The 25,473-nt window shown below is 62.7% G+C and carries 29 protein-coding genes; 17 read left to right on the forward strand and 12 right to left on the reverse strand.

Annotated elements, in window-relative coordinates; translation table 11 throughout:
• The 3 genes from X744_RS150320 to X744_RS150310 form a co-directional block, all read left to right on the forward strand.
• A partial coding sequence (locus X744_RS150320; protein WP_031260674.1) for a ribokinase occupies positions 1-778 on the forward strand: 778 nt, incomplete at its 5' end.
• Position 779: 1 nt separating this feature from the next.
• Positions 780-2,231 (forward strand): amidase, encoded by a 1,452-nt coding sequence (locus X744_RS150315; protein WP_023760736.1) that lies wholly within the window; start codon positions 780-782, stop codon positions 2,229-2,231.
• 159 nt (positions 2,232-2,390) lie between these two features.
• On the forward strand, positions 2,391-3,005 hold the full coding sequence (locus X744_RS150310) for a LysE family translocator (protein ID WP_023760737.1): 615 nt from the start codon (positions 2,391-2,393) through the stop codon (positions 3,003-3,005).
• Positions 3,006-3,060: 55 nt separating this feature from the next.
• On the opposite strand, the gene X744_RS150305 is transcribed toward X744_RS150310, so the two are convergent.
• Entirely contained in the window at positions 3,061-4,002 is a 942-nt protein-coding gene (locus tag X744_RS150305) for a nucleoside hydrolase (protein WP_023760738.1), read from the reverse strand.
• Between the two features lie 315 nt (positions 4,003-4,317).
• Between X744_RS150305 and X744_RS150300 the strand changes: the two genes are divergently transcribed.
• Together X744_RS150300 and X744_RS150295 are read left to right on the forward strand one after the other, a co-directional pair.
• The gene (locus X744_RS150300) at positions 4,318-4,743 is read left to right on the forward strand and encodes an Hsp20 family protein (RefSeq protein ID WP_023760739.1); all 426 of its coding nucleotides are present in this window, start codon (positions 4,318-4,320) and stop codon (positions 4,741-4,743) included.
• A 65-nt stretch (positions 4,744-4,808) separates the two neighbouring features.
• The gene (locus X744_RS150295) at positions 4,809-5,063 is read left to right on the forward strand and encodes a DUF1150 family protein (RefSeq protein WP_023760740.1); all 255 of its coding nucleotides are present in this window, start codon (positions 4,809-4,811) and stop codon (positions 5,061-5,063) included.
• A gap of 65 nt (positions 5,064-5,128) precedes the next feature.
• On the opposite strand, the gene ptsN is transcribed toward X744_RS150295, so the two are convergent.
• The 6 genes from ptsN to lptC form a co-directional block, all read right to left on the reverse strand.
• A complete protein-coding gene (gene ptsN / locus X744_RS150290; RefSeq protein ID WP_013529589.1) occupies positions 5,129-5,593 on the reverse strand; it encodes a PTS IIA-like nitrogen regulatory protein PtsN in 465 nt (154 codons plus the stop codon).
• Positions 5,594-5,697: 104 nt separating this feature from the next.
• A complete protein-coding gene (raiA, locus tag X744_RS150285; RefSeq protein WP_023760741.1) occupies positions 5,698-6,282 on the reverse strand; it encodes a ribosome-associated translation inhibitor RaiA in 585 nt (194 codons plus the stop codon).
• A 265-nt stretch (positions 6,283-6,547) separates the two neighbouring features.
• Positions 6,548-8,074, reverse strand: coding sequence for an RNA polymerase factor sigma-54 (gene rpoN / locus X744_RS150280; RefSeq protein WP_023760742.1), 1,527 nt, complete (start codon positions 8,072-8,074; stop codon positions 6,548-6,550).
• Positions 8,075-8,274: 200 nt separating this feature from the next.
• Positions 8,275-9,093, reverse strand: coding sequence for an LPS export ABC transporter ATP-binding protein (gene lptB, locus X744_RS150275; protein ID WP_023760743.1), 819 nt, complete (start codon positions 9,091-9,093; stop codon positions 8,275-8,277).
• Positions 9,093-9,677, reverse strand: coding sequence for an LptA/OstA family protein (locus X744_RS150270; protein WP_023760744.1), 585 nt, complete (start codon positions 9,675-9,677; stop codon positions 9,093-9,095). Before X744_RS150270 ends, lptB begins: the two co-directional genes overlap by 1 nt.
• A complete protein-coding gene (lptC, locus tag X744_RS150265) occupies positions 9,664-10,377 on the reverse strand; it encodes an LPS export ABC transporter periplasmic protein LptC (protein ID WP_023760745.1) in 714 nt (237 codons plus the stop codon). Before lptC ends, X744_RS150270 begins: the two co-directional genes overlap by 14 nt.
• Before the next feature lie 403 nt (positions 10,378-10,780).
• Between lptC and sppA the strand changes: the two genes are divergently transcribed.
• The 4 genes from sppA (at position 10,781) to X744_RS150245 (ending at position 13,529) form a co-directional block, all read left to right on the forward strand.
• Positions 10,781-11,737: a signal peptide peptidase SppA gene (gene sppA, locus X744_RS150260; protein WP_023760746.1), complete on the forward strand. Its 957-nt coding sequence runs from the start codon at positions 10,781-10,783 to the stop codon at positions 11,735-11,737.
• Between the two features lie 82 nt (positions 11,738-11,819).
• Entirely contained in the window at positions 11,820-12,104 is a 285-nt protein-coding gene (locus X744_RS150255) for an integration host factor subunit beta (RefSeq protein ID WP_006200394.1), read from the forward strand.
• A gap of 56 nt (positions 12,105-12,160) precedes the next feature.
• Positions 12,161-12,526, forward strand: a complete 366-nt coding sequence (locus tag X744_RS150250; protein WP_023760747.1) for a DUF1049 domain-containing protein — start codon at positions 12,161-12,163, stop codon at positions 12,524-12,526.
• Between the two features lie 37 nt (positions 12,527-12,563).
• Positions 12,564-13,529 (forward strand): ornithine cyclodeaminase family protein, encoded by a 966-nt coding sequence (locus X744_RS150245; RefSeq protein WP_023760748.1) that lies wholly within the window; start codon positions 12,564-12,566, stop codon positions 13,527-13,529.
• Here X744_RS150245 and X744_RS0137575 read toward each other — a convergent pair.
• The 3 genes from X744_RS0137575 to X744_RS150235 form a co-directional block, all read right to left on the reverse strand.
• Positions 13,526-13,897 (reverse strand): EVE domain-containing protein, encoded by a 372-nt coding sequence (locus X744_RS0137575; RefSeq protein WP_348626171.1) that lies wholly within the window; start codon positions 13,895-13,897, stop codon positions 13,526-13,528. The two genes, X744_RS150245 and X744_RS0137575, sit on opposite strands and share 4 nt — an antisense overlap.
• A gap of 63 nt (positions 13,898-13,960) precedes the next feature.
• Positions 13,961-14,356: a VOC family protein gene (locus tag X744_RS150240; protein WP_023760749.1), complete on the reverse strand. Its 396-nt coding sequence runs from the start codon at positions 14,354-14,356 to the stop codon at positions 13,961-13,963.
• Positions 14,357-14,430: 74 nt separating this feature from the next.
• On the reverse strand, positions 14,431-15,120 hold the full coding sequence (locus X744_RS150235) for a YafY family protein (protein WP_023760750.1): 690 nt from the start codon (positions 15,118-15,120) through the stop codon (positions 14,431-14,433).
• 136 nt (positions 15,121-15,256) lie between these two features.
• Here X744_RS150235 and X744_RS150230 point away from each other — a divergent pair, with 136 nt between their 5' ends.
• The 6 genes from X744_RS150230 to X744_RS150205 all read left to right on the forward strand — a co-directional run bounded on the left by X744_RS150230 (position 15,257) and on the right by X744_RS150205 (position 22,248).
• Entirely contained in the window at positions 15,257-16,348 is a 1,092-nt protein-coding gene (locus X744_RS150230) for a class I SAM-dependent rRNA methyltransferase (protein WP_023760751.1), read from the forward strand.
• Positions 16,349-17,206, forward strand: a complete 858-nt coding sequence (locus tag X744_RS150225) for an RNA methyltransferase (RefSeq protein ID WP_023760752.1) — start codon at positions 16,349-16,351, stop codon at positions 17,204-17,206.
• A 13-nt stretch (positions 17,207-17,219) separates the two neighbouring features.
• Positions 17,220-17,717, forward strand: coding sequence for a signal peptidase II (gene lspA / locus X744_RS150220; protein WP_023760753.1), 498 nt, complete (start codon positions 17,220-17,222; stop codon positions 17,715-17,717).
• Between the two features lie 55 nt (positions 17,718-17,772).
• Positions 17,773-18,762: an MDR family oxidoreductase gene (locus X744_RS150215; protein WP_023760754.1), complete on the forward strand. Its 990-nt coding sequence runs from the start codon at positions 17,773-17,775 to the stop codon at positions 18,760-18,762.
• A 143-nt stretch (positions 18,763-18,905) separates the two neighbouring features.
• Entirely contained in the window at positions 18,906-21,191 is a 2,286-nt protein-coding gene (locus tag X744_RS150210; protein ID WP_023760755.1) for a PAS domain-containing hybrid sensor histidine kinase/response regulator, read from the forward strand.
• 169 nt (positions 21,192-21,360) lie between these two features.
• Positions 21,361-22,248 carry a GNAT family N-acetyltransferase gene (locus X744_RS150205; RefSeq protein WP_031260676.1) on the forward strand — a complete coding sequence of 296 codons (888 nt, stop codon included), beginning with the start codon at positions 21,361-21,363 and terminating at the stop codon, positions 22,246-22,248.
• Between the two features lie 134 nt (positions 22,249-22,382).
• Here the strand turns inward: X744_RS150205 and X744_RS150200 are convergent, their stop codons facing one another.
• Together X744_RS150200 and grpE are read right to left on the reverse strand one after the other, a co-directional pair.
• Positions 22,383-23,015: a trimeric intracellular cation channel family protein gene (locus X744_RS150200; protein WP_023760757.1), complete on the reverse strand. Its 633-nt coding sequence runs from the start codon at positions 23,013-23,015 to the stop codon at positions 22,383-22,385.
• A gap of 137 nt (positions 23,016-23,152) precedes the next feature.
• Positions 23,153-23,788 carry a nucleotide exchange factor GrpE gene (gene grpE / locus X744_RS150195; RefSeq protein ID WP_023760758.1) on the reverse strand — a complete coding sequence of 212 codons (636 nt, stop codon included), beginning with the start codon at positions 23,786-23,788 and terminating at the stop codon, positions 23,153-23,155.
• Positions 23,789-24,025: 237 nt separating this feature from the next.
• On the opposite strand from grpE, the gene X744_RS150190 reads away from it, so the two are divergent.
• A complete protein-coding gene (locus X744_RS150190) occupies positions 24,026-24,226 on the forward strand; it encodes a hypothetical protein (protein WP_023760759.1) in 201 nt (66 codons plus the stop codon).
• A 186-nt stretch (positions 24,227-24,412) separates the two neighbouring features.
• Complete coding sequence (locus X744_RS150185) at positions 24,413-25,435, forward strand: fatty acid desaturase (RefSeq protein ID WP_023760760.1); 1,023 nt, start codon at positions 24,413-24,415, stop codon at positions 25,433-25,435.
• The last annotated feature ends 38 nt before the right edge of the window (positions 25,436-25,473 follow it).

The raw sequence follows: 25,473 nt of genomic DNA on the forward strand, positions 1-25,473 counted from the left end.
GCTGGCCGCCGCGCGCGCCGGCGCCTCGGTGCGCATGGTGGGAGCCGTCGGCAAGGACAGCTTCGCTGCCGACGCGCTGGCGCTGCTGCGCGACGGCAAGGTCGACCTGTCCGGCGTCGCCGAGACCCACGCCTCGACTGGCACGGCGCTGATCATGGTCGGCGACGACGGCGAGAACATCATCGCCGTGATACCGGGCGCCAACGCGTCTGTGGTGCCCGGCGATCTCTCAAAGGCCTTTTTCAAACAGGGCGATGTCGTGCTGCTGCAGCATGAAATTCCGCTGGCGACCGTCGCAGCCGCCCTCGACCAGGCAAGAGCGGCCGGGGCCGTCACCGTGCTCAACACAGCACCCTTCCAGGGCGAAGCAGCCGGCTTTCTCGGCAAGGCGGACTATGCCGTCGCCAACGAGACCGAATTCGATCTCTATGGCGAAGCACTGTCACTGCAAGGCCGCGACCGGGCGGCGCGCATGCGCGACTTTGCCGGGAAAACCGGCCGCACCATCGTCGTCACGCTTGGCGGCGACGGCGTGATGGCGGCGACGCCAAGCGACTTCCTGACCGTTCCGGCACTGAAGATCACGCCTGTCGACACGGTCGGTGCCGGCGACACGTTCTGCGGCTATTTCGCCGCCGGTCTGTCGTCCGGCCTTGCGCTCGAACAGGCGCTGGCGCGCGCCGGCGCGGCCGGCTCGTTGGCCTGCCTCAAGCCGGGCGCCCAGCCGGCGATACCGCTGGCCAAGGATGTCGATCAGGTTTTGCAGGAAACCCGTTGAGATGCTGCGCCCTCGGACAAAGCATGCCGTGACGCCGGCCGGCGACATCTGCCGCCTGTCCGCCATCGAGCTCGCCGACGCGATCCGCCGGAAGACACTTTCCGTGCGCGAGGTGGTCACGGCATTCCTCGACCGCATCGAGACGGTCAATCCGCTCGTCAACGCCATCGTCTCCTTGCGTGATCGCGCCGATATACTGCGCGAAGCCGATGCGGCCGATGCCCGGCGGCAAGCGGGTGTCGAAACCGGGGCGCTGTTCGGCCTGCCTATCGCCATCAAGGACCTCGCCTCGACCGCGGGCCTCAGAACCTCTTTCGGCTCGCCGATCTTCGCTGACTTCGTGCCGCAAGAAGACGATTTCTTCGTCGAACGCATCCGCGACGCCGGCGCCATCATCGTCGGCAAGACCAACGTCCCCGAATTCGGGTTTGGCTCCAACACCTACAACACCGTGTTCGGGCCGACGCTCAACGCCTTCGATCCGGCTCTGACAGCCGGCGGCTCGAGCGGCGGCGCGGCGGTGGCGCTGGCGCTCGACATGGTGCCGGTCGCCGATGGCAGCGATTTTGGCGGCTCGCTGCGCAACCCGGCCGCCTGGAACAATGTCTTTGGCTTCCGCCCGTCACAAGGACTTGTTCCCGGCGGACCGGACTTCGAGGTCTTTCATGCGCAGATGGGCGTCGACGGACAGATGGGCCGCAATGTTCGCGACATGGCGTTGCTGCTCGATGTGCAGGCGGGCTACCATCCGCAGGCGCCTTTGTCCTATGAGAAACCGACGTCATTCCTCGGAGGGCTTGCAGCAAAAGCGACTGGCGGCCGCATCGCCTGGTTTGGCGACCTCGGCGGTCATCTGCCGGTCGAACCCGGCATTCTCAGCCTGTGCGAGGCAGCACTTGGCCGCTTTGCGGATGCGTCCTTCCCCAGCGAACCCCTGCTGCCGGATTTCGATTTCGAAGCGTTGTGGCAGGCCTTCGTGACGCTGCGGCAAGCCAGCAGCGGCTGTGCGCTCAAGACACACTATGACGACCCCGCGAAACGCCGCCTGCTCAAGCCGGAAGCCATCTGGGAAGTGGAGAACGCGATACGGCTGACGGCGCCGCAGATCCGCGCCGCCTCCGTCATCCGCACCTCCTGGCATCGAACGCTGCTGTCGCTCTTCGACCGCTATGATCTCATTGCGCTGCCGACCGCGCAGGTCTTCCCGTTCGATGTAAGCACGCATTGGCCCCGTGAGGTCGCCGGACGCGCGATGGACAGCTACCACCGCTGGATGCAGGTATCGGCGTTCGCCACGCTGGGCGGCTGCCCGGCGGTCAACGTGCCGGTCGGCTTCGACGACAAGGGCCGGCCGATGGGCATGCAGTTGATCGGCCGGCCGCGCGGCGATCTCGCCGTGCTTAAGGCGGCGGCGGCCTACGAGGCAACGATGCCCTGGCAGGCCGGCGCCTGAGCAGCATCGCGGCGTTTCGCGCACCGGCTTGCACCGTCAGCGCTGCCATGCATTGATTATCCTCAGCCGCGCCGCATCGGCGGCATTCCTAGAGCATGATCCCGAAAAGTGGGGACTGGTTTTCGGAAAAGATCATGCTCCAGCAAACAGGGAAAAATCATGTCGCTCGAACTCTACGCCGCCTATGTCGTCGCTTGCATCGTCATCATCCTGGTGCCCGGTCCGACGGTCACGCTGATCATCGCCAACAGCATCCGCCATGGCACCCGCGCCGGTCTCGCCAATGTCGCCGGCACGCAGGCCGGGCTTGCCGTGATGATCGCCATCGTCGGCATCGGCCTTAACACGCTGATTTCGGGCATGGGCCACTGGTTCGAATGGGTGCGGCTGATCGGCGCCGCCTATCTGATCTGGATGGGTGTCCAGATGTTCCGCTCAAAGGGCAAGTTGAACGCTGACGGGACCGCCAGGAAGCCGCGCGGCGGCTTCTTCCTGCAGGGTCTGCTCGTGGCGCTCAGCAACCCCAAGACGCTGATTTTCTTCGGCGCCTTCTTTCCGCAGTTCATTTCGCCACAAGGCAACTACTCGCTGCAGATCGCCGTCATGGGCCTCACCGCCATGATCTTCGCGGCCATGTCGGATTCGACATACGCGCTGGCCGCCGGCCGCGCCGGACGCCTGCTGTCGGCCAGCCGCATCAAGCTCATGTCCAGGATCAGCGGAAGCTTCATGGTCGGTGGCGGCCTGTGGCTGGCGTTCTCACGGTCGAAGTAGGACCGCCTCGCCTTCTCCCCTTATGGGTCCATAAGGGGAGAAGGCAAAGAGGGCCCTAAAGCCGCCCCAATCTCTCCACCAGCAGGGCGAAAAACCCGTCATGGTCGATGTCGCGCATCACCATGGCGTTCTTCGGCCGCTTGGTGACACCCCACCAGTCGATCACGGTCATGCCCATGGTCAGTTCCGAAGCGGTTTCCACGCTGACGTTGCAGTTGCGACCTTTGAAGAGTTCAGGCTTCAGGAGATAGGCTATGACGCAAGGGTCGTGCAGCGGCCCACCGTCGGTGCCGTATTTCTCTTCGTCGAAACGCTCGAAGAATTCCAGCATCTCCGCGGTTGCGGTGCCGACCTTGGTGCCGAGCGCGCGGAAAGTCTGCGTGCGCTTGGCGGTGGTCAGCGCCTTGTGGGTGACGTCGAGTGGCATCATCACGATCGGAATGCCGGATTTGAGCACGACATCGGCGGCATGCGGATCGACATAGATGTTGAATTCGGCGGCCGGCGTGACGTTGCCGCCTTCGAAGAAGCCGCCGCCCATCAGCACGATTTCCTTGATGCGCGGTGCGATGCGCGGTTCGCGGATCAGCGCCAGCGCAATGTTGGTGAGCGGCCCGAGCGGGCAAAGCGTAATCGTGCCGCTTTCTTCCGTCATCAGCGTCTCGACGATGAAATCGACCGCGTACTGGTCTTGCAGCTTCATCGTCGGCTCGGGCAATTGCGGCCCGTTGAGACCTGTCTTGCCATGTACCTCCTCGGCGGTGACCAGTTCACGCATCAAGGGCCGGATGGCGCCGGCATAGACCTTGATGTCCGGGCGGCCAGCCAGCTCGCAGATCTTGCGTGCATTCTTTTCGGTAAGCTTCAGCGGCACGTTGCCGGCAACGGCGGTGATGCCGACGATCTCCAGCTCGGAGCTGCCGAGCGCCAGCAAAATGGCGACTGCATCATCCTGGCCGGGATCCGTGTCGATGATGATCTTGCGTGATTGGGGCATTTCAATTCCTTGTTTGGCGAAGCCATGGACCTGGATGAATCTGACCGAAACATCCAAATGACGCCGAAGCGGCCGCGAGCTGCCATGTCGAACCGCTCGACCTGGGAAGACGATCCCGGCCCGAGCGCTTCTCCTTGCATCTGCTCGCCGTTTCAAGCGCCATGCCGATCATTCCTGTGAGTCCACGACCTGGTCTTTTTGGGCGAGTCTATTGACGGCTTGAACTTGGTCGCGGGGCGGACCATATCAAGGCCATCGGGAAAAATGCCATCTGGGTTTTTCCACTTGATGTCGCTCTTGAGAGGACAGTGTAACATGAGCCGAATGACGCCTTTTTCCAGCCCGCTTCTCCTTGGTTTCGACGCCATGGAAAAGACCCTGGAACGTTTGGCGAAGTCCGGTGACAGCTATCCTCCATACAACATCGAACGCCTCAGCGGCGCCGACGGCAAGACCGAAAGGTTGCGCATCACATTGGCGGTCGCCGGTTTCGCCGAAAGCGATCTCGATGTCACAACGGAGGAAAACCAGTTGGTCGTGCGAGGCCGTCAAACTGACGACACCGAGCGCGAATTTCTTCATCGCGGCATCGCCGCGCGCCAGTTCCAGCGCTGTTTCGTGCTGGCCGACGGCATGCGGGTGATCGCGGCGGAACTGAAGAACGGCCTTTTGTCGATCGATCTCGATCGGCCGGAGTCCGAACGGCTGGTACGGAAAATAAATATATCGGTGAAAGACTAGTCTTTACCGATGGCTCTCATGCGGGATGGCCTTGAGCGGCGTCCTCGCGCCAAGGAGGCTTTGAAATGACCAGAACTGAAAATATCACCATGACCAATGGCGAATTCGCGCATCTCGGCGAGGGCTCGGTCGCTTATCTCAGAAAAGTCTCGAGCGACGAATTGCTCGGCCGGTTCCCCAACCTCGGCGAAATCGCGCCCGGCATGGAACTGTGGGCGCTGTTTGCCGCTAATGGTCAGCCGATCCTGCTTTCCGATGCGCGTGACCGTGCACTGGCCGGCGCCATGGAAAACGACCTGACCACGGTCGCCATTCACTGAGGTGATCCCCAATTGAAACGAATAGGGCCGTCCGTGGCGGCCCTTGCGACGGTTTCGTCCTGAGTTCAGGCCGCGTGTGAGGCCTGGGTGTCCGACAAAAGCGCGTGAATTGCCGCGGCGTCGCGTGTGCCCCTGATCTTGGCCACAGTGTCGGCGTCGCGCAGCACCCGCGCGATGCGCGACAAGGCCTTGAGATGATCGGCGCCAGCACCTTCCGGCGCCAGCAGCAGGAACACCAGGTCGACCGGCTGATCGTCGAGCGACTCGAAATCCACCGGCGTCTCCAGCCGCGCGAAAACCCCCGCGATGCGCTTCACGCCGGCCAGCTTGCCGTGCGGAATGGCGATGCCGTTGCCGACGCCGGTCGAGCCCAGCCGTTCACGCTGCAGGATGGTGTCGAACACCTCCCGTTCCGGAATGCCGGAAATCGCCGCTGCCCGTTCGGACAGCAGTTGCAGCAGCTGCTTCTTGGAGTTCGCCTTCAACGCCGGCAGTATCGCCGGAACGTTGATAAGATCGCTCAGATCCATGCTTGAAATCCCTTGTTCGCCTGCCGTCACCAGTCCCCACCCCTCGTGCGGCCGGCTCTTATCCCAGTGCGACCGTGGTCGTCACGTCCGTGCGATCCTTGTCGTCACGCTTGTGCGACCTTGGTCGTGAACGGGTCGATCCAGCCGATGTTTCCATCGGGCCGGCGATAGACGATGTTGAGATGGTCGTTTCCGGCATTGCGGAAGACGAAGACCGGGCTGTCCTTGTTGTCGAGCTCGATGACCGCCGACGCCACCGACATGGTCTTCAGCGTCATGGTCGATTCGGCGACGATAGCCGGTGCGAAATTCTCCGGAATATCCTCGTCGTCGTCCGCAAGCGGCGCCATCACCGTGTAGGCAATGTCAGTCGGTTCGCCATTTGCGGCACCCGAACTGTGCGACTTCAGTCGCCGCTTGTAGCGCCTAAGGCGGGTCTCCAGACGATCCGCCGCGGCCTCGAAGGCCAATGTCGGATCCTGGGCATCGCCGGTAGCCTGCAGCGAAGCGCCGGAATCCAGCCGGATCATGCAATCCGCCGAATAGCGCGAGCCCGATTTGATGACCGTGACGTGTCCGGCAAAGCCGCGATCGAAATATTTGCCGATCGCTTCGCCGACACGATCATTGATGCGTGTGCGGAACGCATCGCCGATATCCATGTGTTTTCCCGATATGCGCAGATTCATCTGAAAACTGACCTTCCTTGCTCAGGCTTCAAACTGGCCCGAGTTTATACTCGTGATCCGTGCGCACAAGCTTTGCGGCGTCACTCGCGCCGATTTTAAATCCGAACTTTCCGGTTGATCACAAGCCGCCTTTTGACCGTCCCGAGGCCAACGTCGTGACGGACCATCCGCATGCAGGCATCTAGCCCGTCTCATGCGGGCGGGCTTCTAGCCACTTCACCGCGGCTTGTCAATGAAGTGCTGGCCTGAGGAAAGTCGAACCGCGTCAGCGCCCGGCGCTGGCCATTGCCCGTTTCTCGCGCCGGCGCTGCACCGAGGAGGGAATATTCATTCCTTCCCGGTACTTGGCGACCGTACGCCTGGCAATATCGACACCACTCTCCCGCAGCATGTCGACGATCGCATCGTCGGAAAGTACGTCGACGGGTTTTTCCTCGTCGATCAGTTGCTTGATGCGGTCACGCACGGCTTCCGAGGAATGCGCGTCACCGCCGCCCGACGCCGCGATCGAGGCGGTGAAGAAGTAACGCAGTTCGAACACGCCGCGCGGCGTCAGCATGTATTTGTTGGCGGTGACCCGACTGACCGTCGATTCGTGCATGCCGATGGCATCGGCCACCGTGCGTAGGTTGAGCGGCTTCAACTGGCGCACGCCATGGACGAGGAAGGCATCCTGCTGACGCACGATTTCCGAGGCCACCTTAAGAATCGTCTTCGCCCGCTGGTCGAGACTGCGTGTCAGCCAGTTGGCGTTCTGCAGGCATTCGGCCAGAAAATCCTTTTCGGCCTGGTTCTTCGCCTGCGGCGAGACCTGGGCGAAATAGATATGATCGACCAGCACGCGCGGCAGCGTTTCGGCATTGAGTTCTACCGTCCAGCTGCCGTCATTGGCGGCACGCACCTCGACATCGGCGACGATCGCATCGCTGGCGCCACCCGAAAATGCCATACCGGGCCGGGGATCGAGCGCCCGGATCTCGGCCAGCATGTCGAGCAGATCCTCCTCGTCGACGCCGCAGATCCGTTTCAGCGCGTGGAAATCACGCCGCGCCAGGAGTTCGAGATTGGCGATCAGCGCCGTCATCGCCGGATCGAGCCGGTCCCGCACGGCAAGCTGCAGCGACAGGCATTCGGCAAGGTCGCGGGCAAACAGGCCGGCCGGCTCGAAGGTCTGGCACACCGCCAGTACCTTCCCCACTGCGGCGGCGTCCGTACCGATACGGGCGGCGATCTCGGCCAGGTCGGCGCGCAGATAACCGGCCTCGTCGAGGCCATCGGCCAGGTCGGCGGCGATCGACCGTGCCGTCGTATCGGCAAAGGCAAGCGCGACCTGTTCGCCGACATGGTCACGCAGCGTGATCGCCGCGGCCGCCATGTCGCCGGCGTCTAAACCTTCGGATGAGGAACTCGCGCCATTGCCGGAAGCCGATTTCCATTGCGCCGTCAGGTCGGGACCGAGCCGCTCGCTGGTTCCCGGGTCGTCGGGAAACAGGTTTTCCAGTGATGTGTCGAGCTTGTCCGAAATCGCTTCGGCGCTCCACTGCATTTCGTTTTCGAACCAGTCGCCTTCGGTGGTGGCCTGCGGCTCCGCCTCGACCTTCTGCGCCTGTTCGCTGGCGGCATCGTCCTGCGGCTCGGCGCGCTCAAGCAGCGGGTTGCGCTCGATTTCCTCGTCGATGAAATGCTCGAGTTCGACATGGGTGAACTGCAGCAGCCGAATCGACTGCATCAGCTGCGGCGTCATCACCAGCGACTGTGATTGTCGTAGCTGTAGTTTGGCCGCCAATGCCATGGTTCGGTTTCAAACGCCTCGTCTACGCATCCGGACTTCCGGAGAACAATTTTTGCAGCCGGTCATAGAAACTGGCCCGGCTTTTGCTTGTCAAGGCAATTGCTAGCAAAACCCACTTACCGGAGCGTTATCGCGGAGCAAAATCGAGGAAAAAAGCCCCGCGAGCGCAAAAAAATCGCGTCAGGAAACAAATTTCACGCTCAGAGCGTAAAACCCTCGCCGAGGTAAAGCCGCCGCACATCGGCGTTTGCAACCACTTCGTCGGCCCGACCGTGGGTCAGCACCTGGCCGGCATGGATGATATAGGCGCGGTCGATCAGGCCAAGCGTTTCGCGCACATTGTGATCGGTGATGAGGACGCCGATGCCGCGCGCTGTCAGGTGGCGCACCAATTGCTGGATATCGGCGACGGCGATCGGATCGATACCGGCAAAAGGCTCGTCGAGCAGCATGTAGGCCGGACGGGTCGCCAGCGCACGCGCGATTTCCAGGCGCCGCCGCTCGCCACCGGAGAGCGACATGGACGGCGACTTGCGCAGATGGCTGATGTGGAATTCCTCAAGCAACTCGTCGAGATTGCGTTCGCGCACCTTGCGGTCTTTTTCGACCACTTCCAACACGGCGCGGATGTTCTGCTCGACATTGAGGCCGCGGAAGATCGAGGCCTCTTGCGGCAGATAGCCGATGCCGAGGCGGGCGCGACGGTACATCGGCATCGAGGTCACGTCGAAGCCGTCGATCTCGATCGTACCCTCATCCACAGGCACCAGGCCCGTGACCATGTAGAAACAGGTCGTCTTGCCGGCGCCGTTGGGCCCGAGCAGTCCGACGGCCTCGCCGGCGCGCACGCCGATGGTGACGCCGCTGACGACCTTGCGGCCCTTGTAGCTCTTGGTCAGACCCTTGGCGATTAGGGTTCCCTTGAACTTTCCCGTATCGACGGTCACCGTGGTCGGCGCCGAAAGCTTGCCGGCGGCCCGTCCCGGAAGACGCGCCGTCAGCGACGACAGGCTGGCCATCAGGGGTTCGTCGCTCCCGATTTCGGCGGCGGGGTGATCGACATCTGGACGCGTTGACCAGCGCATGGATCAACCTGAGCCAGCCCGCTTTTCATCTGCACTGTGAGCTTGCAGCCGACCAGGACGTTGTCGTTTTGCGACAGAACGACCTTTTTGCCCGAAAGCACCAGAACCTGGCTCTTCATATCGAAGCTGCCTTGATCGCCGGTCGCGATCTGCGCATCCGACTTGATGTAGACCTTGTCGGATATCTCCATGTGATCGATGTTGGCCGAACCGGTCATCGCCGCCGCGCCGGCCGCTTCCGTGCCTTTGCCGCCGGCGTTGGAATCCTTGACGTAATAGACCATCATCTTGCCGGCCTTCATCAATGTCGGCCCCTGGACGACGCTGACATTGCCGGTGAAGATGGCGACACTGTCGGCCTGACGGACTTCCAGCTTGTCGCTTTCGATCTGGATCGGTTTGTCGCCGGACAGCTTGAGACCTGATTGGCTGGTGGTCTGCGCCAATGACGGCGCCAGTCCGAGCAGCAGCAACGCTGAAGTTGCAGCCGCGAGCCGCGTCGAACTACTGAGCCGCATTGGTTTCTCCGCTGTTTCCCTCTGCCGTTTTCAAGGCGGCGGAATCGATATTGACGCGCACTTTGCTTTCGAAAACCAGAACCTTGCCATTGTCCCGGACCGACATCGAATCCGCTGTTATCCGCGAACCGCCTCGGCTGACATCGACGGGATCTCCCGTCTTCATAGTGCCTTTGCCCATGTCGAGGAAGACAGATTTGAAATTGGCCTGCATGCCGTCGCTTGTGGTGATCGTCACGTCGCTTGTCAGGTTCATCGTGTTGCCGTCACGATCGTAAGTGCCATGCGAAGCCTTGATCGCAGCGACATTGTCAGGCGCGATCGGCACCTTGGCATCGATGCCTTCCAGTTCGATGATGCCTTGCGTGCCGACATCCTGAATGGCCCGCAGCGCGGTCATCGAATAGGGCTGCTTCTGCTTGGTGAAACCGTTTAGCTTAGGATTGGCCATCACCAGCTTGCCGTTGGAAAAGGCCGTGCCTTCCGCCTGGACCGTGACGGAGACTGGTGCGGCGAGATAGGAATAGACCGGGAAAGCAATGGCGATCAGTGCAGCAGCCAGCGGCACGGCGAATTTGAGAACGCGCACGCGGCGCGAATGACGCCGCGCGCGGTCGAAAGCGTCGCCGCGCGTCCGGCCGTCCGCCGGGGGAGCCAACTCCATCTCGGCGTTGGTCGGTTCAATCGGTCGCGCTAACATTCACTGCTTTCTTCTAAACCCCTGCCCGCCCCGAGCACCGCCTATAGGTGGGACGCCGGCGCCTTCAAGCAAGCACAAGCCCACGAAAACTGCAAAAATGTGACAGCCGCTCTTGTACAGATGAAAACGAGATCCGCACAACCGCACGTTCTCCATAGCAGAAACAGACACGCGGCGTAAAATTATATCCGCCATCGGTCGCGCTGCGCGCCTCGGGGCGACTGCACAAATACGTGAGCAGAAAGGGGTGGGAGCCCGTCTAGCCGTCCTACTCGATTGCCGACGCGGGTGGCCATCTCGCCCCTGCTGAATGAATTGTCTCGCCATGCACAAAAGAGAATTGCTTCCCGATGGGAGGATCATGGTCTAAAAGCGTCTCCTCCCGCCGACTGAAAGGCTGACCATGGCACCGAGAGCCGACGACCTGATCGACCGCCGCCGCTTACGGCGCAAGCTGACATTCTGGCGCGTTGCCGCGATCGGCATCGTAGCCCTCGGGGTGATCGCGCTTTCAGCCTGGTTCTATGGCGACGATTTCGGCGGCTCGGTGGTCGACCATATCGCCAAGGTCAAGATCGAAGGCACGATTACCGAGGACGAGGAACTGATCAAGCGGCTGGAAACCATTCGCCTGTCATCGAAGGTGAAAGGCGTGATCCTGTCGATCGATTCGCCTGGCGGCACCACGGTCGGCGGTGAATCGATCTATGACGAGGTGCGCAAGCTGGCCGCCGACAAACCTGTCGTGGCCGAGGTCGGCACGCTCGCCGCATCGGCGGGCTATATGATCGCCAGTGCCGCCGATCATATCGTTGCCCGCAAGACCTCGATCGTTGGCTCGATCGGCGTCCTGATCCAATATCCCGACGTCAGCGGCCTGATGGACAAGCTCGGCGTCAAGCTGGAGGAAGTGAAATCCTCGCCGCTGAAAGCTGCGCCCTCTCCGTTCAAGGCGACCAATGACGACGAGCGCGCCATGGTCCGCAAGCTCATCCTCGACAGCTACGACTGGTTTGTCGGCATTGTTGCCGAGCGCCGCAAGATGACCCGCGAACAAGCGCTGGCACTTGCCGACGGCTCGATCTTCACCGGTCGCCAGGGTGTCGCCAACGGACTGATCGACGCCGTCGGCGGCGAGACCGAAGCCGTCAACTGGCTGGCGACCAAGGGCGTCGATGCCAAACTCGAGGTCGTCGAATGGAAAGACACCGGACGGCGGGGCGGCTTCCTATTCTCCAAGGCGATGGCGCAGACGATCGGCAGCGCGCTCGGCCTGCCGGCCTCCAGCGGCGACATCATCCATGAACTCGGCGCCGACCGCTTGTTTCTTGACGGTCTCGTTTCCGTCTGGCACCCTTGAGATGCCGCTTGGGGCAAGTGAAAAAAACAAATAAAATCATCCTCATAATTTTGACCGCACTGCTTTCACGGGGATCCGTCTCATGATCAAGTCCGAACTTGTGCAGATTATTGCCACGCGCAATCCGCATCTTTTCCTACGCGACGTCGAAAACATCGTTGGCGCGATCTTCGATGAAATCACCGACGCCCTTGCCGAAGGCAACCGGGTCGAGCTGCGCGGCTTCGGTGCTTTTTCGGTGAAAAACCGTCCCGCCCGCACCGGCCGCAACCCGCGCACCGGCGAATCCGTCGAGGTTGAGGAGAAATGGGTGCCGTTCTTCAAGACCGGCAAGGAACTGCGTGAAAGGCTGAACGGCGGCAAGTAGGCGGGCGTCTGCGCCAGACGGCCTCTCGGAGAGGCCAGCTTCCGACGGAAAACATCATGTTCAATCGCTTCGTCCTCATCGTGATCTTCGTGCCCCTTGCGATCATCCTGATCGCACTCGCCGTTGCCAATCGCGAACTGGTTGCCTTCACGCTGGATCCGTTCAATCCCGGCAATCCGAAGCTGACGCTGACGCTGCCGCTGTTCATCTTTCTGTTCCTGGCCCTCGCCATCGGCATGATCGTTGGCAGCCTGGCAACCTGGGTCAAGCAGGGCCGCTATCGCAAGCTGGCGCGCCAGCGCGGCATCGAGGCCGAGAACCTGCGCCAGGCGGTCAGCCGCGTGCCGGCGGCGAAAGGCCCGGACCAAGGATCGGCCCAGGGATCGACCCAAGGGGCGGCATTGCCGAAGCCGACCACTTGAACCGCCCGTCGGCGGTTTTGTCCCCACGGAGTTTTTCATGCTGACCATTTCGGCCGCAGAGGTCGACCACGCGCTGAACTTTCCCGGACTGGTCGAGACGCTGCGCACGGCGTTTCGCGAGGGTGCGGTGCAGCCGGTCAGGCATCATCATACGATCGAGCGGCCCGATGGTGCGGCCTCCACCTTGCTTTTGATGCCGGCCTGGACCGATTTCAACGCGGCCGGAACGTCGGCTGGTGGTCACATCGGCGTCAAGATCGTCACCGTCTCGCCCGACAACAACACCGTCGGCAAGCCTGCGGTGATGGGACTCTACCTGCTGCTCAATGGCGCCACCGGCGAGCCCGAGGCGTTGATCGACGGCCAGCGGCTGACTCAGTGGCGCACCGCCTGCGCTTCGGCGCTCGCGGCCTCCTATCTGGCCCGCGGCGATGCCTCGCGGCTGCTTGTGGTCGGAGCCGGCGCGCTGTCGCCTTTCCTCGCCAAGGCGCATAGCGCCGTGCGGCCGATCAAATCCATCCGCATCTGGAACCGCACCCCGGCCAATGCCGAGAAGGTCGCAGCCGATTTGCGGGCCGAAGGCTTCGCCGCCAGCGCCGCCACCGATCTCGATGCCGAGCTTCAGCAGGCCGACATCGTCTCGTCGGCGACGATCACGACGACGCCGCTGATCAAGGGCACACTGTTGCGGCCGGGAACACATGTCGACCTAGTCGGCGGCTTTACGCCGACGATGCGCGAAAGCGATGATGACGCGATCGCGCTTGCCCGCGTCTTTGTCGACACCCGCGCCGGCGCCACCAAGGAGGCTGGCGACATCGTCCAGCCGCTCGCCTCCGGCGTATTGAAGCCGGAAGCCATTGTCGCCGATCTGCATGAACTCGCACGCGGCCAGAAGAAAGGCCGCGAGAGCGCTGGTGAGATCACGCTGTTCAAATCGGTCGGCGCAGCGCTCGAAGACCTTGCCGCCGGCATAGCGGTCTATGACGTGCTCAAGCCCTAGTTCGCCGATACAGCCATTTTGGCGCCCATCGCTTCGGCGATCAGCGAAAAATCATGCGCGCTGATCGGGAAGAGGCCAAACCGAAGCTGATAGCCCCAATTCGACTTCCCCGCGCTGAAGTCCAGCCTGTCGAGCAGCGGCTTGATCGGCGTCTCCTCGGCCTTTGCCCACTCGACATCGCGACGGAACGGCGTGAAGCCGCCGCCCATGTCGCCCTGATAGGGTTCGCCTTCCCGCACCGTGCCGATCGCGGTGAAAGCTTGCAAACCGTCCTTTTCGCCGAAAATGGTGGTCGGCGAATAATAGACGATGCCATCACCGGGCCGGACCCGGCGCAGCGGTGACGCCTTGCCGTGGTTGACCTGCATGAAGCCGACCTGGCGGCCGCGCCTGACATGTTCAGCCGAGGCTACGGCGATCCCAGTATGCTCTCATTTCTGTCCTCCATTGGCCTGTTCCCCGTCGGACAGCCAGCAGACGCGCAGCCGATGATTATCGGGATCGAGCGCAACGAAGGTGCGGCCGAAATCCATGTCGGTCGGCGTCTGCAGGATCTTCAGCCCGCGCCCCGACCAGTCGGCATGAGCGGCATCGACCGCGTCGGGTGTATCCAGCGCAAAGACGAGCTCGGCGCCGCCACCTGCCGCGGCCGCTGTCGGTTCGACTGTGTGGCGCGACCAGAGGCCGAGCTTAAAACCCGCATCGAGCACGAACAGCACGAAAGTGGGCGAACTTTCGACCGGCTCGCGGCCGAGCAGCGCACTGTAGAAGGCGCCGCTCTGCTGCGGCTGGTCGACATAGAGGATGACGAAATTCGGGGTGGTCATGTCCGTTCTCCAAGGTTCAGGGTTTCGATCTGCCGAACATAGGATGCCATACTGTCAGTTTCTGGCAGTAGCCGTCATGGACCGCGCGATTTGTCGAGCGTCGCCCGCCATTCCTTGAGCAGCACTTGGCGGCGGCGCGGATAGCGCAAGTCTGTTGCCTGAAGTGCTTCGATGCGATCGGCGCGAAAATGCCGGAAATCCTTGCGCATCTCACACCATGCCACCACCACCCGCACCTTGTCGAAGAAGCCAAGGGCAAACGGCCAGACCACGCGCTCGGACGCGGCGCCGGCCGCGTCGCGGTAGAGGAAGCCGAGCTTGCGCTCGTTGCGGATGGCCTGCCGCACGATACCGAGATCGATGCCCTCGACGGCCGCGGCCGGAGGCCCGACCAACAACGTGCTCGCGTCGAGATCCTCGCGCAGATCGTCCGGCAGCACGGCGGCGATCTTGGCCAGCGCGTTGGCGGCAGCAGCCGAGAGACGCTGGTCCGGTTGCTTGGCGACCCAGCGCGAGCCAAGCACGATGGCTTCGATCTCCTCGTCGCTGAACATCAGCGGCGGCAGCATGAAGCCTGGCTTGAGCACATAGCCCAGCCCCGCCTCCCCCTCGATCGGCGCACCTTGGCCCTGCAACGTCGCGATGTCGCGGTAGAGCGTGCGGATCGAAATCCCGAGCTCATCGGCCAGAGCCTGCCCGCTCACCGGCCGGCGGTGCCGGCGCAGCGTCTGGATCAGGTCGAGCAGGCGTTCGGAGCGGGACATCCGGCAGATTTGCCTGTTTCTTTGACATTGGTCCATCGCCGGCCGACATAAACCGGAGAGGCTGGCGCGTCGGACTTGGTTGCGAAGCGGGTTGCCCTATGTCAAAAGCGGCCACGCCGCTCGGAGTTGCTCCTGCTTGAAGTCTTTTCGCGACAAACGCCGCGACAACCGTCCGCATCCCTCCGCGAAGGCTGCGGCGGAGGTGTCACGCCCGCGTACCGGCCAGGTTCCTGCCGGACCGGACGCCCAGCCGCGCCAACAGCATGAGGCGAAAGCGGGCAACCGGTCCGAGCCGAAATCGGCGCCACGCGTCCTTGCCCGCCGCGCCGGCACCTTGCCCGCTGAGCATCTTCCGGTGATCCTCGAAGTGGCGCCTAATGCCGATTATGCGCTGCTCGACAGTGGCGCCGGCCAAAAGCTCGAACAATACGGCCCTTACCGGATCGTGCGGCCTGAAGGTCAGGCAATCTGGCAAAAGGCCATGCCGGCAAAAGACTGGGAGCGCGCCGACGCCGTCTTCACCGGTGACGTCGACGAGGAAGGCATCGGCCGCTGGCGCTTCCCTAAGATGCCGCTCGGCGAGACCTGGCCGATGAAACATGACGGCATCGACTATCTCGGCCGTTTCACCTCGTTTCGCCATGTCGGCGTCTTTCCCGAGCAGGCTTCTCACTGGGACCACATGGCCGGGCTGATCGCGGCTGCGAAGCGGCCGGTCAAGGTGCTGAACCTATTCGGCTATACGGGTCTTGCCTCGCTGATTGCGGCTCGTGCCGGCGCCGAGGTCACCCATGTCGATGCCTCGAAGAAGGCGATCGGCTGGGCTCGCGAAAACCAGGAGATGGCGGGCCTCGGCAGCAAGCCGATACGCTGGATCGTCGACGACGCGGTGAAATTCGCCGAGCGCGAGGAGCGTCGCGGCAGCCGCTACGACATCATCCTGTTCGATCCACCGGCCTATGGCCGCGGTCCCAAGGGCGAGGTCTGGCAATTGTTCGAGGATTTGCCTGATTTGACCGACCTATGCCGCGCGATCTTGACCCCGAAGCCGCTTGCCGTTGTGCTGACCGCCTATTCGATCCGCGCCTCCTTCTTCGCCATCCATGCCCTGATGCGCGACACCTTTGCCGGCCTGGGCGGCAAAGTCGAATCAGGCGAGCTGATCATCCGCGAAAAGTCCGCTGGCCGGGCACTTTCGACCTCGTTGTTTTCGCGTTGGGTGGCCTGAATGAACGAACGGCACGCAGGCGCACCCGGGCAGGTGAAGGAAGTCACCAGCCTCGCGAATCCGCTGGTCAAGGATATCAAGGCGCTCGCCCTGAAGAAATTCCGCGACCAGCAGAATGCTTTCATGGCCGAGGGACTGAAGCTGGTCATCGATGCGCTGGATCTCGGCTGGCAGATCAGGACATTGGTTTTCGCCAAGGCCGGGCGCGGCAACGCGGCGGTGGAGAAAGTCGCCGCACGCACGGTTGCCGCCGGCGGCATGGTGCTCGAAGTATCGGAAAAGGTACTGGTCGCCATCACCCGCCGCGACAATCCGCAAATGGTGGTCGGCGTCTTTTCGCAAAAATTCCTGGCCCTGAAGGATGTCCGCGCCGACAATGGCGATGTCTGGGTTGCGCTCGACCGGGTGCGCGATCCCGGCAATCTCGGCACCGTCATCCGCACCGTCGACGCCGTCGGTGCCAAGGGCGTCATCCTGGTCGGCGACACCACCGATCCTTTTTCCGTGGAGACGGTTCGCGCCACCATGGGTTCGATCTTTGCCGTGCCGGTGGCCAAGGCGACAACCGAGGCTTTCCTTGCCTGGCGAGGCGGCTTTTCAGGCCTCGTCGCCGGCACCCACCTGAAGGGCGCGGTCGACTACCGCTCGGTCGATTTTTCCCGCGGGCCCGTGCTGCTGATGATGGGCAACGAGCAGCAGGGGCTGCCCGAAATCCTGGCTGCGAGTTGCGACAGGCTGCTCAGAATTCCGCAAGCGGGCCGTGCCGATTCGCTTAACCTGGCCGTTGCTACCGGCGTCATGCTGTTCGAGATCCGGCGCGGCGCGCTGAAGCTCGAGCCAATCTTGGACCAGCAATGAAAGTTGCCCACTCGTGAGATCATGGTCTCCCTACGCGTTGCTCGTCGTCGCGGCCATAGCGCTGGACCAGTGGGTGAAACACCTGGTCGAGACCGGTCTCGCCTTTCAGGAAAAGCTCGACCTGGTGCCCTTCCTGGCGCTGTTTCGCACCTACAACACCGGCATCGCCTTCTCGATGTTCTCGTCCTTCGGCGACACCGGGCTGATCGTCATCTCGCTTGCGGTCGTCGCATTCGTGCTGTTCCTGGCGACGCGGATCGCGCCGTCCCAGATCCTTGCCCGCGCCGGCTTTGCGCTGATCGTCGGCGGCGCCCTCGGCAATCTGATCGACCGCGCCGTCTACGGTCACGTCATCGACTACGTCCTGTTCCACACGCCGGTCTGGTCCTTCGCCGTCTTCAATCTTGCCGACGCCTTCATCTCGGTCGGCGCGGCACTGGTCGTCTTCGACGAACTGTTCGGCTGGCGGCGCGAGCCAAAGCCTTCAAACGCCAAGTCTTCCAAAGATTGACCTCACGCGGCCGGCGCCGCACAGTTCATGTCGCCAAGCAGACGCGGAGAAAGAGATGTCCGAAACCTTCAAAGCCATCGTCGTTTCGCGTGACGCCGAGAAAAAGCAGTCGGTAACCGTGACCGATCTCACCGAAGCTGACCTGATGGAAGGCGATGTCACCATCGCGGTCGAGGCGACGACCGTGAATTACAAGGATGGTCTGGCGATCACAGGCAAAGCGCCGGTGATCCGCCGCTGGCCGCTGGTGCCGGGCATCGATTTCGCCGGCACTGTCATCTCGTCCTCTCATCCCGACTGGCGGGCTGGAGACAAGGCCATCCTGAACGGCTGGGGCGTCGGTGAAACCCATTTCGGTGCCTATGCCGGCCGCGCCCGTGTAAAGGGTGACTGGCTGGTGCCGCTGCCGCAAGGCATCAGCCCTCATGACGCGATGGCCGTCGGCACTGCCGGCTACACCGCCATGCTCTGCGTCATGGCGCTGGAACGGCACGGCATTCTGCCCGATCGCGGCCCTGTGGTGGTGACGGGCGCGGCCGGCGGCGTCGGCTCGGTCGCGGTCTCGATCCTGTCCAGTCTCGGCTATCATGTCATTGCTTCCACCGGCCGCAATGCCGAAAGCCCCTATTTGATCAACCTTGGCGCTGCCGAAGTAATATCGCGCGAGGAGCTTGCCCAGCCGGCAAAGCCGCTGGCCAAGGAGCGCTGGGCTGGTGGCGTCGACGCCGTCGGCAGCCACACGCTGGCCAATGTGCTTTCGATGACATCCTATGGCGGTGCGGTCGCCGCCTGCGGCCTGGCCGGCGGCATGGACCTGCCGACCAGCGTCGCCCCCTTCATCCTGCGTGGCGTCTCGCTGCTCGGCATCGATTCAGTAATGGCGCCGAAGGTCGTCCGCCTCGAAGCATGGCGGCGCATCGGCACCGACCTCGATCTGCAGAAGCTCGCCAGCCTGTCCAGGACCATCGGGTTCGACGGCATCATCGATGCCGCGCGCGATATCGTTGACGGCAAGATCCGCGGCCGGGTCGTCGTGGACATGTGAACCGTGCGAATGCCGGAGAAAGGCGGACGGAATTGCTGCGCCTGATGGCAAATCTGCCGCAGCTTCGGCAAAATCGGCCCATCCGCTAAAATTCGAACGATCCGCCGCAATTTTCCATAATCTCTGTCTGGCAAGGGTTTCGCATGATCGCGGAATCCGGCAGCCAAGAGGCGGACACTGACAACGACGCCGATGCAGTGCAGACGTCGGCGCGGCGCTTTGTCGCCGCGCCACCGCTGATGCCTGAGCCGGGGCCCGCCAGACGCGAGGGGCTTCCGCTCCTGGCCTTCGTCGCCATCATCGTGCTGGCAGGCCTGGCGCATCTGACCGGAGCACCAATCTTCATCAGCGTCGCATTGCTGGCAACCGGCCTTGCCGGCATTGGCTTGCATCTGCACTCGATGCGGAGCGAACACCGCACCGCTGCCCTTCTTGACCAAACCACCGCCCGCAGCCGCGCCGAGATCGAGACGCTGGCCGATCGCATGTGGGAAATGCAGGAGAGTGATGAGCGCTTTCGCGGCCTGATCGATGCGCTCGGCGATCTCGTCATTCATCGCAACCGCGACGGCTACATCGTCTATGCCAATAGGGTCTTCGCCGATCTCGTCGAAACCGATCAGCGCGACCTTGCAGGCAAGACCCTGGCGGAACTCGGCATCGAGGTCGGCATCGTCCCTGATGCCGCCTTTTCCGATCATGAATGCCTGAGTTCCACCGATGTCGCCATCAATACGCCCAGCGGCCCGCGTTGGTTTTCGTGGATCGAACTATCGGTGCGCGACAAGGACAGCGGCGCCGTTTCGCATCGCGCCATCGCCCGCGACATCACCGCCCGCAAACGCGCCGAATCCTCGCTGATCACCGCACGCGAACGGGCCGAATACGCCAGCCAGGCCAAATCGCGCTTCCTCGCCACCGTCAGCCATGAAATTCGCACGCCGATGAACGGCATCATGGGCATGGCCAGGCTGCTGGCGGACACCAGCCTGTCGCCGGAGCAGCAGACCTATGTCGGCGCCGTCTCGACCTCAGCCAGCGCATTGCTTGCCCTGATCGAGGATCTTCTCGACTACTCCAAGATCGAAGCCGGGCGCTTCGACCCGGAGCCGCAGCCGATGTCGGTGCGCGAGATCGCCGACAACATCATCGAATTGCTGGCCGCGCGCGCCTTCGCCAAGGATATCGGGCTGGGCTGCTATGTCGAACCCGACGTGCCGCAGTTGATCACTGCCGATCCGGGCAGGGTCAGGCAGGTGCTGCTCAACCTTATCGGCAACGCCATCAAGTTTACCGACAGCGGCGGCGTGTTGGTGAGCGTTGCGCGTGTGCGCACCGAAACCACCGACCGCATTTGCTTCACCATCGCCGATACCGGTCCGGGCCTGCACGATGAGGATCTGGACCGCATTTTCGAGGAGTTCGAGCAAGCCGACGGCACGTCGACGCGTGCGCATGGCGGGGCCGGTCTTGGCCTTGCCATCTCCAAACGCCTAGTGGCCGCCATGGGCGGCACGATCTCGGTGTCCAGCCGGATCGGCCAGGGATCCGAGTTCGTCTTCGAGATCCCGGCGATAGCAGCCACCGAGGCACAGCAGGGCCGCCAAAACGCGCTTTCGGGCAGGCGCGCGGTGATCCTTTCGAAAAACGCTGTCGAGGCCGATGCCATCGCCCGCACCATCCGCGCCAATGGCGGCGCGGTCGACCTCGCCACCACCGCCGCGCAGGCCGCCCCCTTCGCCGCCGGCTGCGATGCGCTTCTGGTCGATGCGGCGATGGAAGAAAGCGACGGAAGGCTGCTCAAGCGCCTACGCCTCAGCGGTTTTTCCCACTGCGAGGCCATCACGCTGATCGCGCCGACCGACCGCGGCATGCTCGGCGAGTTCCGCGCCAGCGGCTACGCAACTTTCCTGGCCAGGCCGGTGCGTGGCGGAACGCTTCTGCGCGTGCTGTTGAGCAGCCATGCCCCAAGCCTCGCCCAGCCGCAGCCGGAAAAGCGTGGCGGGCCGACGCTTCGCACCGTCAGCAACCGACAGCGGGGCCTGTCGGTGCTGATCGCCGAGGACAATGACATCAACGCCATGCTGGCCCGCGCCACGCTGTTGAAGGCCGGGCATCGCGTCAAAGTGGTCGGCAATGGCAAGGCCGCCGTCGAGGCTGTCACGGGCGCCGGGCACAACCACCGCTTCGACGTGGTTCTGATGGACCTGCACATGCCGGTCATGGACGGATTGGACGCGATTGCCGCCATCCGCCGCCATGAGGAAGAAACCGCAATGTCGCCGGTGCCGATCATGGTACTGTCGGCCGACAGCCAGGAAAAGACCCGCCATGCGGTGTTGGCTCATGGCGCCAGCGGCTTTGTCACCAAGCCGCTCGACCCTGAGGCGCTGGTCAATGCCGTCGAGGGACAGGTCGTCGCAGCCTGAGTTTTTCACCGTCCAATCCGCGCCACGCGATCACGTAACGTAGCCGGTTGATCGTATTCGCCAGCCGACGAAGTATTGCCCGCAAGGCCGCATCACGGTACTGTCACAATCCTGTTGCACCTACACCGTATCCCCGTGCCAAGAGGGATGGCTCGAAGGAGAATCACTCGTGCATACAGTTATGCCGGAATGTGACACTCGGCCGAACGCCAGCAGCGCGCTGCTTGCCGGACGTAATGCCGATTGCGTCATGAAGGGCGCAGCATTGGGCCGTATAGGTAATCTCGAAGTGCGACTCGCTCGCAACGAAGCCGAGATCGCGGCCGCGCAGGAAGTGCGCTACCGGGTGTTCTACGACGAACTTGGCGCCAGAAAAGACCTGTTCCAGACCCATGACCGCCGTGATGCCGACCGGTTCGACCCGCTCTGCGACCATCTGCTGGTTTTGGACACCACGCTTTCCGGCCCCGAACATCGCCGCATCGTCGGCACCTATCGGCTGCTGCGGCAAGAAATCGCGGCCACCGCCGGAGGGTTCTATTCGGAAGGTGAATTCGAGCTGACCAAGCTCATCGCCCGTCACCCCGGCCAGCGTTTTCTCGAACTCGGCCGCTCCTGCGTTTTGCCGGAATACCGCTCAAAGCGCACTATCGAGGCATTGTGGCAAGGCATCTGGGCTTACATCAACCACTACGAAATCGGTGTGATGACCGGTTGTGCTTCCTTCCACGGCACGGTGCCGGCGGCGCATGCCGAGGCACTCACCTACCTCGCCCACCATTGCCGAACGAATTCGGCCTGGGATGTGCGCGCGGTGTCCGGGCGCTACTGCTCGATGGACCTGATGCCGATCGAGGCGGTCAACACCAAGGCGGCAATCGCGGCAATGCCGCCCTTGGTCAAGGGCTATCTGCGCGTTGGCGCCCGCATCGGCGATGGCTGCGTCATCGACCGCGAATTCTCGACGGTCGACGTCTTCGTCGTGATGCCGGTCAAGGAAATCGGCGCCCGCTACGTCAACTATTATGGCGGAGAAGCCCAGCGCTTCGCAGCGTGATGGCGAATAGCGAATAGCGAATAGCGAATAGCGAATAGCGAATAGCGAATAGCGAATAGCGAATAGCGAGAACTACGCCGCAATCCTGCGGGCTGCTATCCCTATTCGCTACTCCCTATTCGCTATTCGCTCCTTCACGGAATATCTTCCGGGCGCCGGCCGGGTCGGCTCTTGTAGGACGGAAACGACCAGCCGAATTTGAGCGCGCCGCCACGCACAAGGAACGCTGCGGCAAAACCGGCGAGGTCCGAAGTGAGCGGTGGCAGCCCGGCAAGATCGCCAAGTGTATAGAGGCCGGCACCGGCAAGGGCTGCTGTGACGTAGATTTCAGGCCTGAGCAGCACCGATGGCTCGCCGGCCAGGAGATCGCGCAGAATGCCGCCGGAGGTGGCTGTGAGCACGCCGGTGATGACGGAGACGACCGGCGAACCGGTAATCGCCAGTCCCTTGGCGGCGCCCATCACCGAAAAGGCGGCGAGCCCGATGGCGTCGAGCCAGAGCAGCCATTTCCAGCGCGATTCGACGCGATGTGCGCCGAAGAAGACCAGCGCGGCAACCACGGCGCAGATCAGCACATAGCTGGAGTTGGCGACCCAGAAAACCGGCAGGTTGAGGATGACGTCGCGAAGCGTGCCGCCGCCTATCCCGGTGACGCTGGCCAGGAACAGGAAACCGATGATGTCGAGCTGTTTGCGCGAAGCCGCAAGCGCCCCGGTCGCGGCGAAGACGGCGACACCGGCATAGTCGAGAAGCGCGATGGGGTTCATGAAGTGAACAATGAAAGAGTGAGTAGCGAATAGCGAGTAGCGAATAGCGAATAGCGAGTAGCGAATAGCACGAAGCCGCGCAGCAACTCTTGCGTATTTCCTATTCGCTACTCGCTACTCCCTATTCGCTTGTCCGTTCAGGCGTCTTTCTCAGCCTGCTCGTTCACCGGCCCCGGCTCGACCGGCGCTTCAGCGGCGGCAAACTTCGGACCGCCCTTGGCGACGCCGACCATGGCCGGGCGCAGAACCCGCTCGCCGATCGAATAGCCCGGCTGCACGACCTGGACCACGGTGTTGGCCGGAACATCCGGATTGGGCACTTCAAACATCGCCTGATGGAAATTGGGATCGAACTTCTCGCCTTCAGGGGCGAGCTTCTTGACCCCGTGCCGTTCCAGCGCCGACAGCATGGCGCGCTCGGTCAAGTCGACGCCTTCGATCAGCGCCTTGAAGCCGGCGTCACCCGAGGCCTTGGCCTCGGCCGGAATCGCGTCCAGCGCACGGCGCAGATTGTCAGAGACCGACAGCATGTCTCGGGCGAAATTCGCAACCGCATAGGTGCGCGCGTCGTGCACGTCGCGCGCCGTGCGTCGACGCAGGTTTTCCATTTCGGCCGCCACGCGCAGTGCGCGGTCCTTCAGTTCTTCATTTTCCTTCAGCAGCCGCACAAGGGCTTCATAGTCGCCGTCGATGCTGCCTTCCGTGCGCTCGGCATTGGCCTCGGTCGCCTCGACTTCATCGGGCGCGCGTTCGTCTTTTGCCTGGTCGCTCATCGCCATTTCCCGTCAATCTCGAATGATATGGATTTTGAGCCCGATATCGAGGTTTGGCGGCCAAAAATCAAGGGGTAAGCGATTGTGGACGTCGTCGGCCAAGCCCGCACAATGACCCATGACATTTCGATCTTAATTCAAATTTTACCCTAAGCGCTGGCATTGCTTGCCACAAATGCGTGATGCTGGAACCATTCTCTTGCTGGAGGAGTTTCGAAGCCGACATAGGATTTTGAGATGACGACCCGCAAAAAGGCTGAGAAGACGGAACGGCTCGCCGCCGAGGTCAGACGCCAGTTTGGCGCCGAGGCGGTCAACCGCTTTATGCGCACCTTGCCCGCCTTCCGCACCGAGGCCGATATCCCTGACCGATTCAGAAAGCTGCTCGACCGCCTAGATGGAGCGGAGAAAAGTGACGTCGGCCGGCGCCGGCGGTAACGCGACCGCCAATCTTAGCAGCAAACCTCGGGGTCCCCGAATGATCTTGAGAGCCCGCCACTCGGAGGGAGAACCATCAAGCGGGTGAGCTGCGGTTGCTCGACCGACAGGCCACGCGACAATTACGCGCAGTAATTTCGCGTGATCTTTGCTTGCGGCGGGGAGGCACCCCGCCTATGCTTCCTGATGAACATGATTTCCCCTGAGGCGGTCGCTAACAGCAAGCGCGCCTGGCTGAAAATTCTCGCGCGCTACAAGAAGCCTGACAGGCGGCGCAGCGCTGTCGAACTCGCCATCACACTCATTCCATTCGCCATTCTCTGGGGATTGTCCTCGGCGTCCTACGCATATGGCCATTGGTGGGGTCTGATCCTGATCCTTCCCGCGGCCGGGTTTCTGGTGCGCATCTTCATGATCCAGCACGATTGCGGCCACGGCTCCTTCTTTGCCAATCGCTATGCGGACGACTGGATCGGCCGCGCGCTCGGCATTCTGACGCTGACGCCCTACGACTGCTGGCGGCGCGCTCACGCGACGCACCATGCCAGCGCCGGCAATCTTGACGAACGCGGCATGGGCGACATCAGGACGCTCACCGTTGCCGAATACCGGCAGATGTCATGGCGAGGGCGCCTTGCCTATCGTCTCTATCGCCACCCGCTGGTGATGTTCGGGCTCGGGCCGATCTGGCTGTTTATCTTCGAGCAGAGGCTGCCTGTCGGCATGATGCGAGGCGGCCTGACGCCTTGGGTGTCGTCGATGACCACCAATCTTGGCATCGCGATTGCTGCAGCCCTCCTCATCTGGTTCGTCGGCCCTGGCGCGTTCCTGGTGGTCCATCTGCCGATCGTCATTCTGGCCGGATCGGCGGGCATCTGGCTGTTCTACGTCCAGCATCAATTCGAGGAAACGGAATGGGCAAAGGACGCCGACTGGGAATTCCAGCACGCCGCCCTGCATGGTTCGTCCTACTACGACCTGCCGCCAGTGCTGAACTGGTTAACCGGCAATATCGGCGTCCATCACGTCCACCACCTCTCGGCCAAGGTTCCGTGCTACCGGCTGCAGGAAGTGCTGCGGGATTATCCGGAACTGCGCGGCATCGGCCGCGTCACGCTGCTCGAAAGCCTGCAATGCGTCAAACTGGCGCTGTGGGACGAGAATCGTCGGAAACTGGTGTCGTTCCACGAGGCACGGGCCGCGGCCTAAGCAATCCCAGGAAGGGTGTGAGACGGTTTTCCCGGGAA

The sequence above is a fragment of the Mesorhizobium sp. LNHC252B00 genome (assembly GCF_000502955.1).
Lineage (GTDB): Bacteria > Pseudomonadota > Alphaproteobacteria > Rhizobiales > Rhizobiaceae > Mesorhizobium.

Bases quoted from the DNA above. Each gene is read 5' to 3' on its own strand.
- X744_RS150305 (WP_023760738.1), bottom strand. From the start codon at position 4,002: ATGCCCCAATCACGCAAGATCATCATCGACACGGATCCCGGCCAGGAT.
- X744_RS150250 (WP_023760747.1), top strand. From the start codon at position 12,161: ATGTTCAATCGCTTCGTCCTCATCGTGATCTTCGTGCCCCTTGCGATC.
- X744_RS0137575 (WP_348626171.1), bottom strand. From the start codon at position 13,897: ATGCAGGTCAACCACGGCAAGGCGTCACCGCTGCGCCGGGTCCGGCCC.
- X744_RS150315 (WP_023760736.1), top strand. From the start codon at position 780: ATGCTGCGCCCTCGGACAAAGCATGCCGTGACGCCGGCCGGCGACATC.
- X744_RS150215 (WP_023760754.1), top strand. From the start codon at position 17,773: ATGTCCGAAACCTTCAAAGCCATCGTCGTTTCGCGTGACGCCGAGAAA.
- X744_RS150295 (WP_023760740.1), top strand. From the start codon at position 4,809: ATGACCAGAACTGAAAATATCACCATGACCAATGGCGAATTCGCGCAT.
- X744_RS150235 (WP_023760750.1), bottom strand. From the start codon at position 15,120: ATGTCCCGCTCCGAACGCCTGCTCGACCTGATCCAGACGCTGCGCCGG.
- lptC (WP_023760745.1), bottom strand. From the start codon at position 10,377: ATGTTAGCGCGACCGATTGAACCGACCAACGCCGAGATGGAGTTGGCT.
- X744_RS150190 (WP_023760759.1), top strand. From the start codon at position 24,026: ATGACGACCCGCAAAAAGGCTGAGAAGACGGAACGGCTCGCCGCCGAG.
- sppA (WP_023760746.1), top strand. From the start codon at position 10,781: ATGGCACCGAGAGCCGACGACCTGATCGACCGCCGCCGCTTACGGCGC.
- X744_RS150210 (WP_023760755.1), top strand. From the start codon at position 18,906: ATGATCGCGGAATCCGGCAGCCAAGAGGCGGACACTGACAACGACGCC.
- raiA (WP_023760741.1), bottom strand. From the start codon at position 6,282: ATGAATCTGCGCATATCGGGAAAACACATGGATATCGGCGATGCGTTC.
- X744_RS150185 (WP_023760760.1), top strand. From the start codon at position 24,413: ATGAACATGATTTCCCCTGAGGCGGTCGCTAACAGCAAGCGCGCCTGG.
- X744_RS150245 (WP_023760748.1), top strand. From the start codon at position 12,564: ATGCTGACCATTTCGGCCGCAGAGGTCGACCACGCGCTGAACTTTCCC.
- X744_RS150255 (WP_006200394.1), top strand. From the start codon at position 11,820: ATGATCAAGTCCGAACTTGTGCAGATTATTGCCACGCGCAATCCGCAT.
- lptB (WP_023760743.1), bottom strand. From the start codon at position 9,093: ATGGCCAGCCTGTCGTCGCTGACGGCGCGTCTTCCGGGACGGGCCGCC.
- X744_RS150310 (WP_023760737.1), top strand. From the start codon at position 2,391: ATGTCGCTCGAACTCTACGCCGCCTATGTCGTCGCTTGCATCGTCATC.
- X744_RS150300 (WP_023760739.1), top strand. From the start codon at position 4,318: ATGAGCCGAATGACGCCTTTTTCCAGCCCGCTTCTCCTTGGTTTCGAC.
- X744_RS150240 (WP_023760749.1), bottom strand. From the start codon at position 14,356: ATGACCACCCCGAATTTCGTCATCCTCTATGTCGACCAGCCGCAGCAG.
- X744_RS150270 (WP_023760744.1), bottom strand. From the start codon at position 9,677: ATGCGGCTCAGTAGTTCGACGCGGCTCGCGGCTGCAACTTCAGCGTTG.
- grpE (WP_023760758.1), bottom strand. From the start codon at position 23,788: ATGAGCGACCAGGCAAAAGACGAACGCGCGCCCGATGAAGTCGAGGCG.
- rpoN (WP_023760742.1), bottom strand. From the start codon at position 8,074: ATGGCATTGGCGGCCAAACTACAGCTACGACAATCACAGTCGCTGGTG.
- ptsN (WP_013529589.1), bottom strand. From the start codon at position 5,593: ATGGATCTGAGCGATCTTATCAACGTTCCGGCGATACTGCCGGCGTTG.
- X744_RS150225 (WP_023760752.1), top strand. From the start codon at position 16,349: ATGAACGAACGGCACGCAGGCGCACCCGGGCAGGTGAAGGAAGTCACC.
- X744_RS150200 (WP_023760757.1), bottom strand. From the start codon at position 23,015: ATGAACCCCATCGCGCTTCTCGACTATGCCGGTGTCGCCGTCTTCGCC.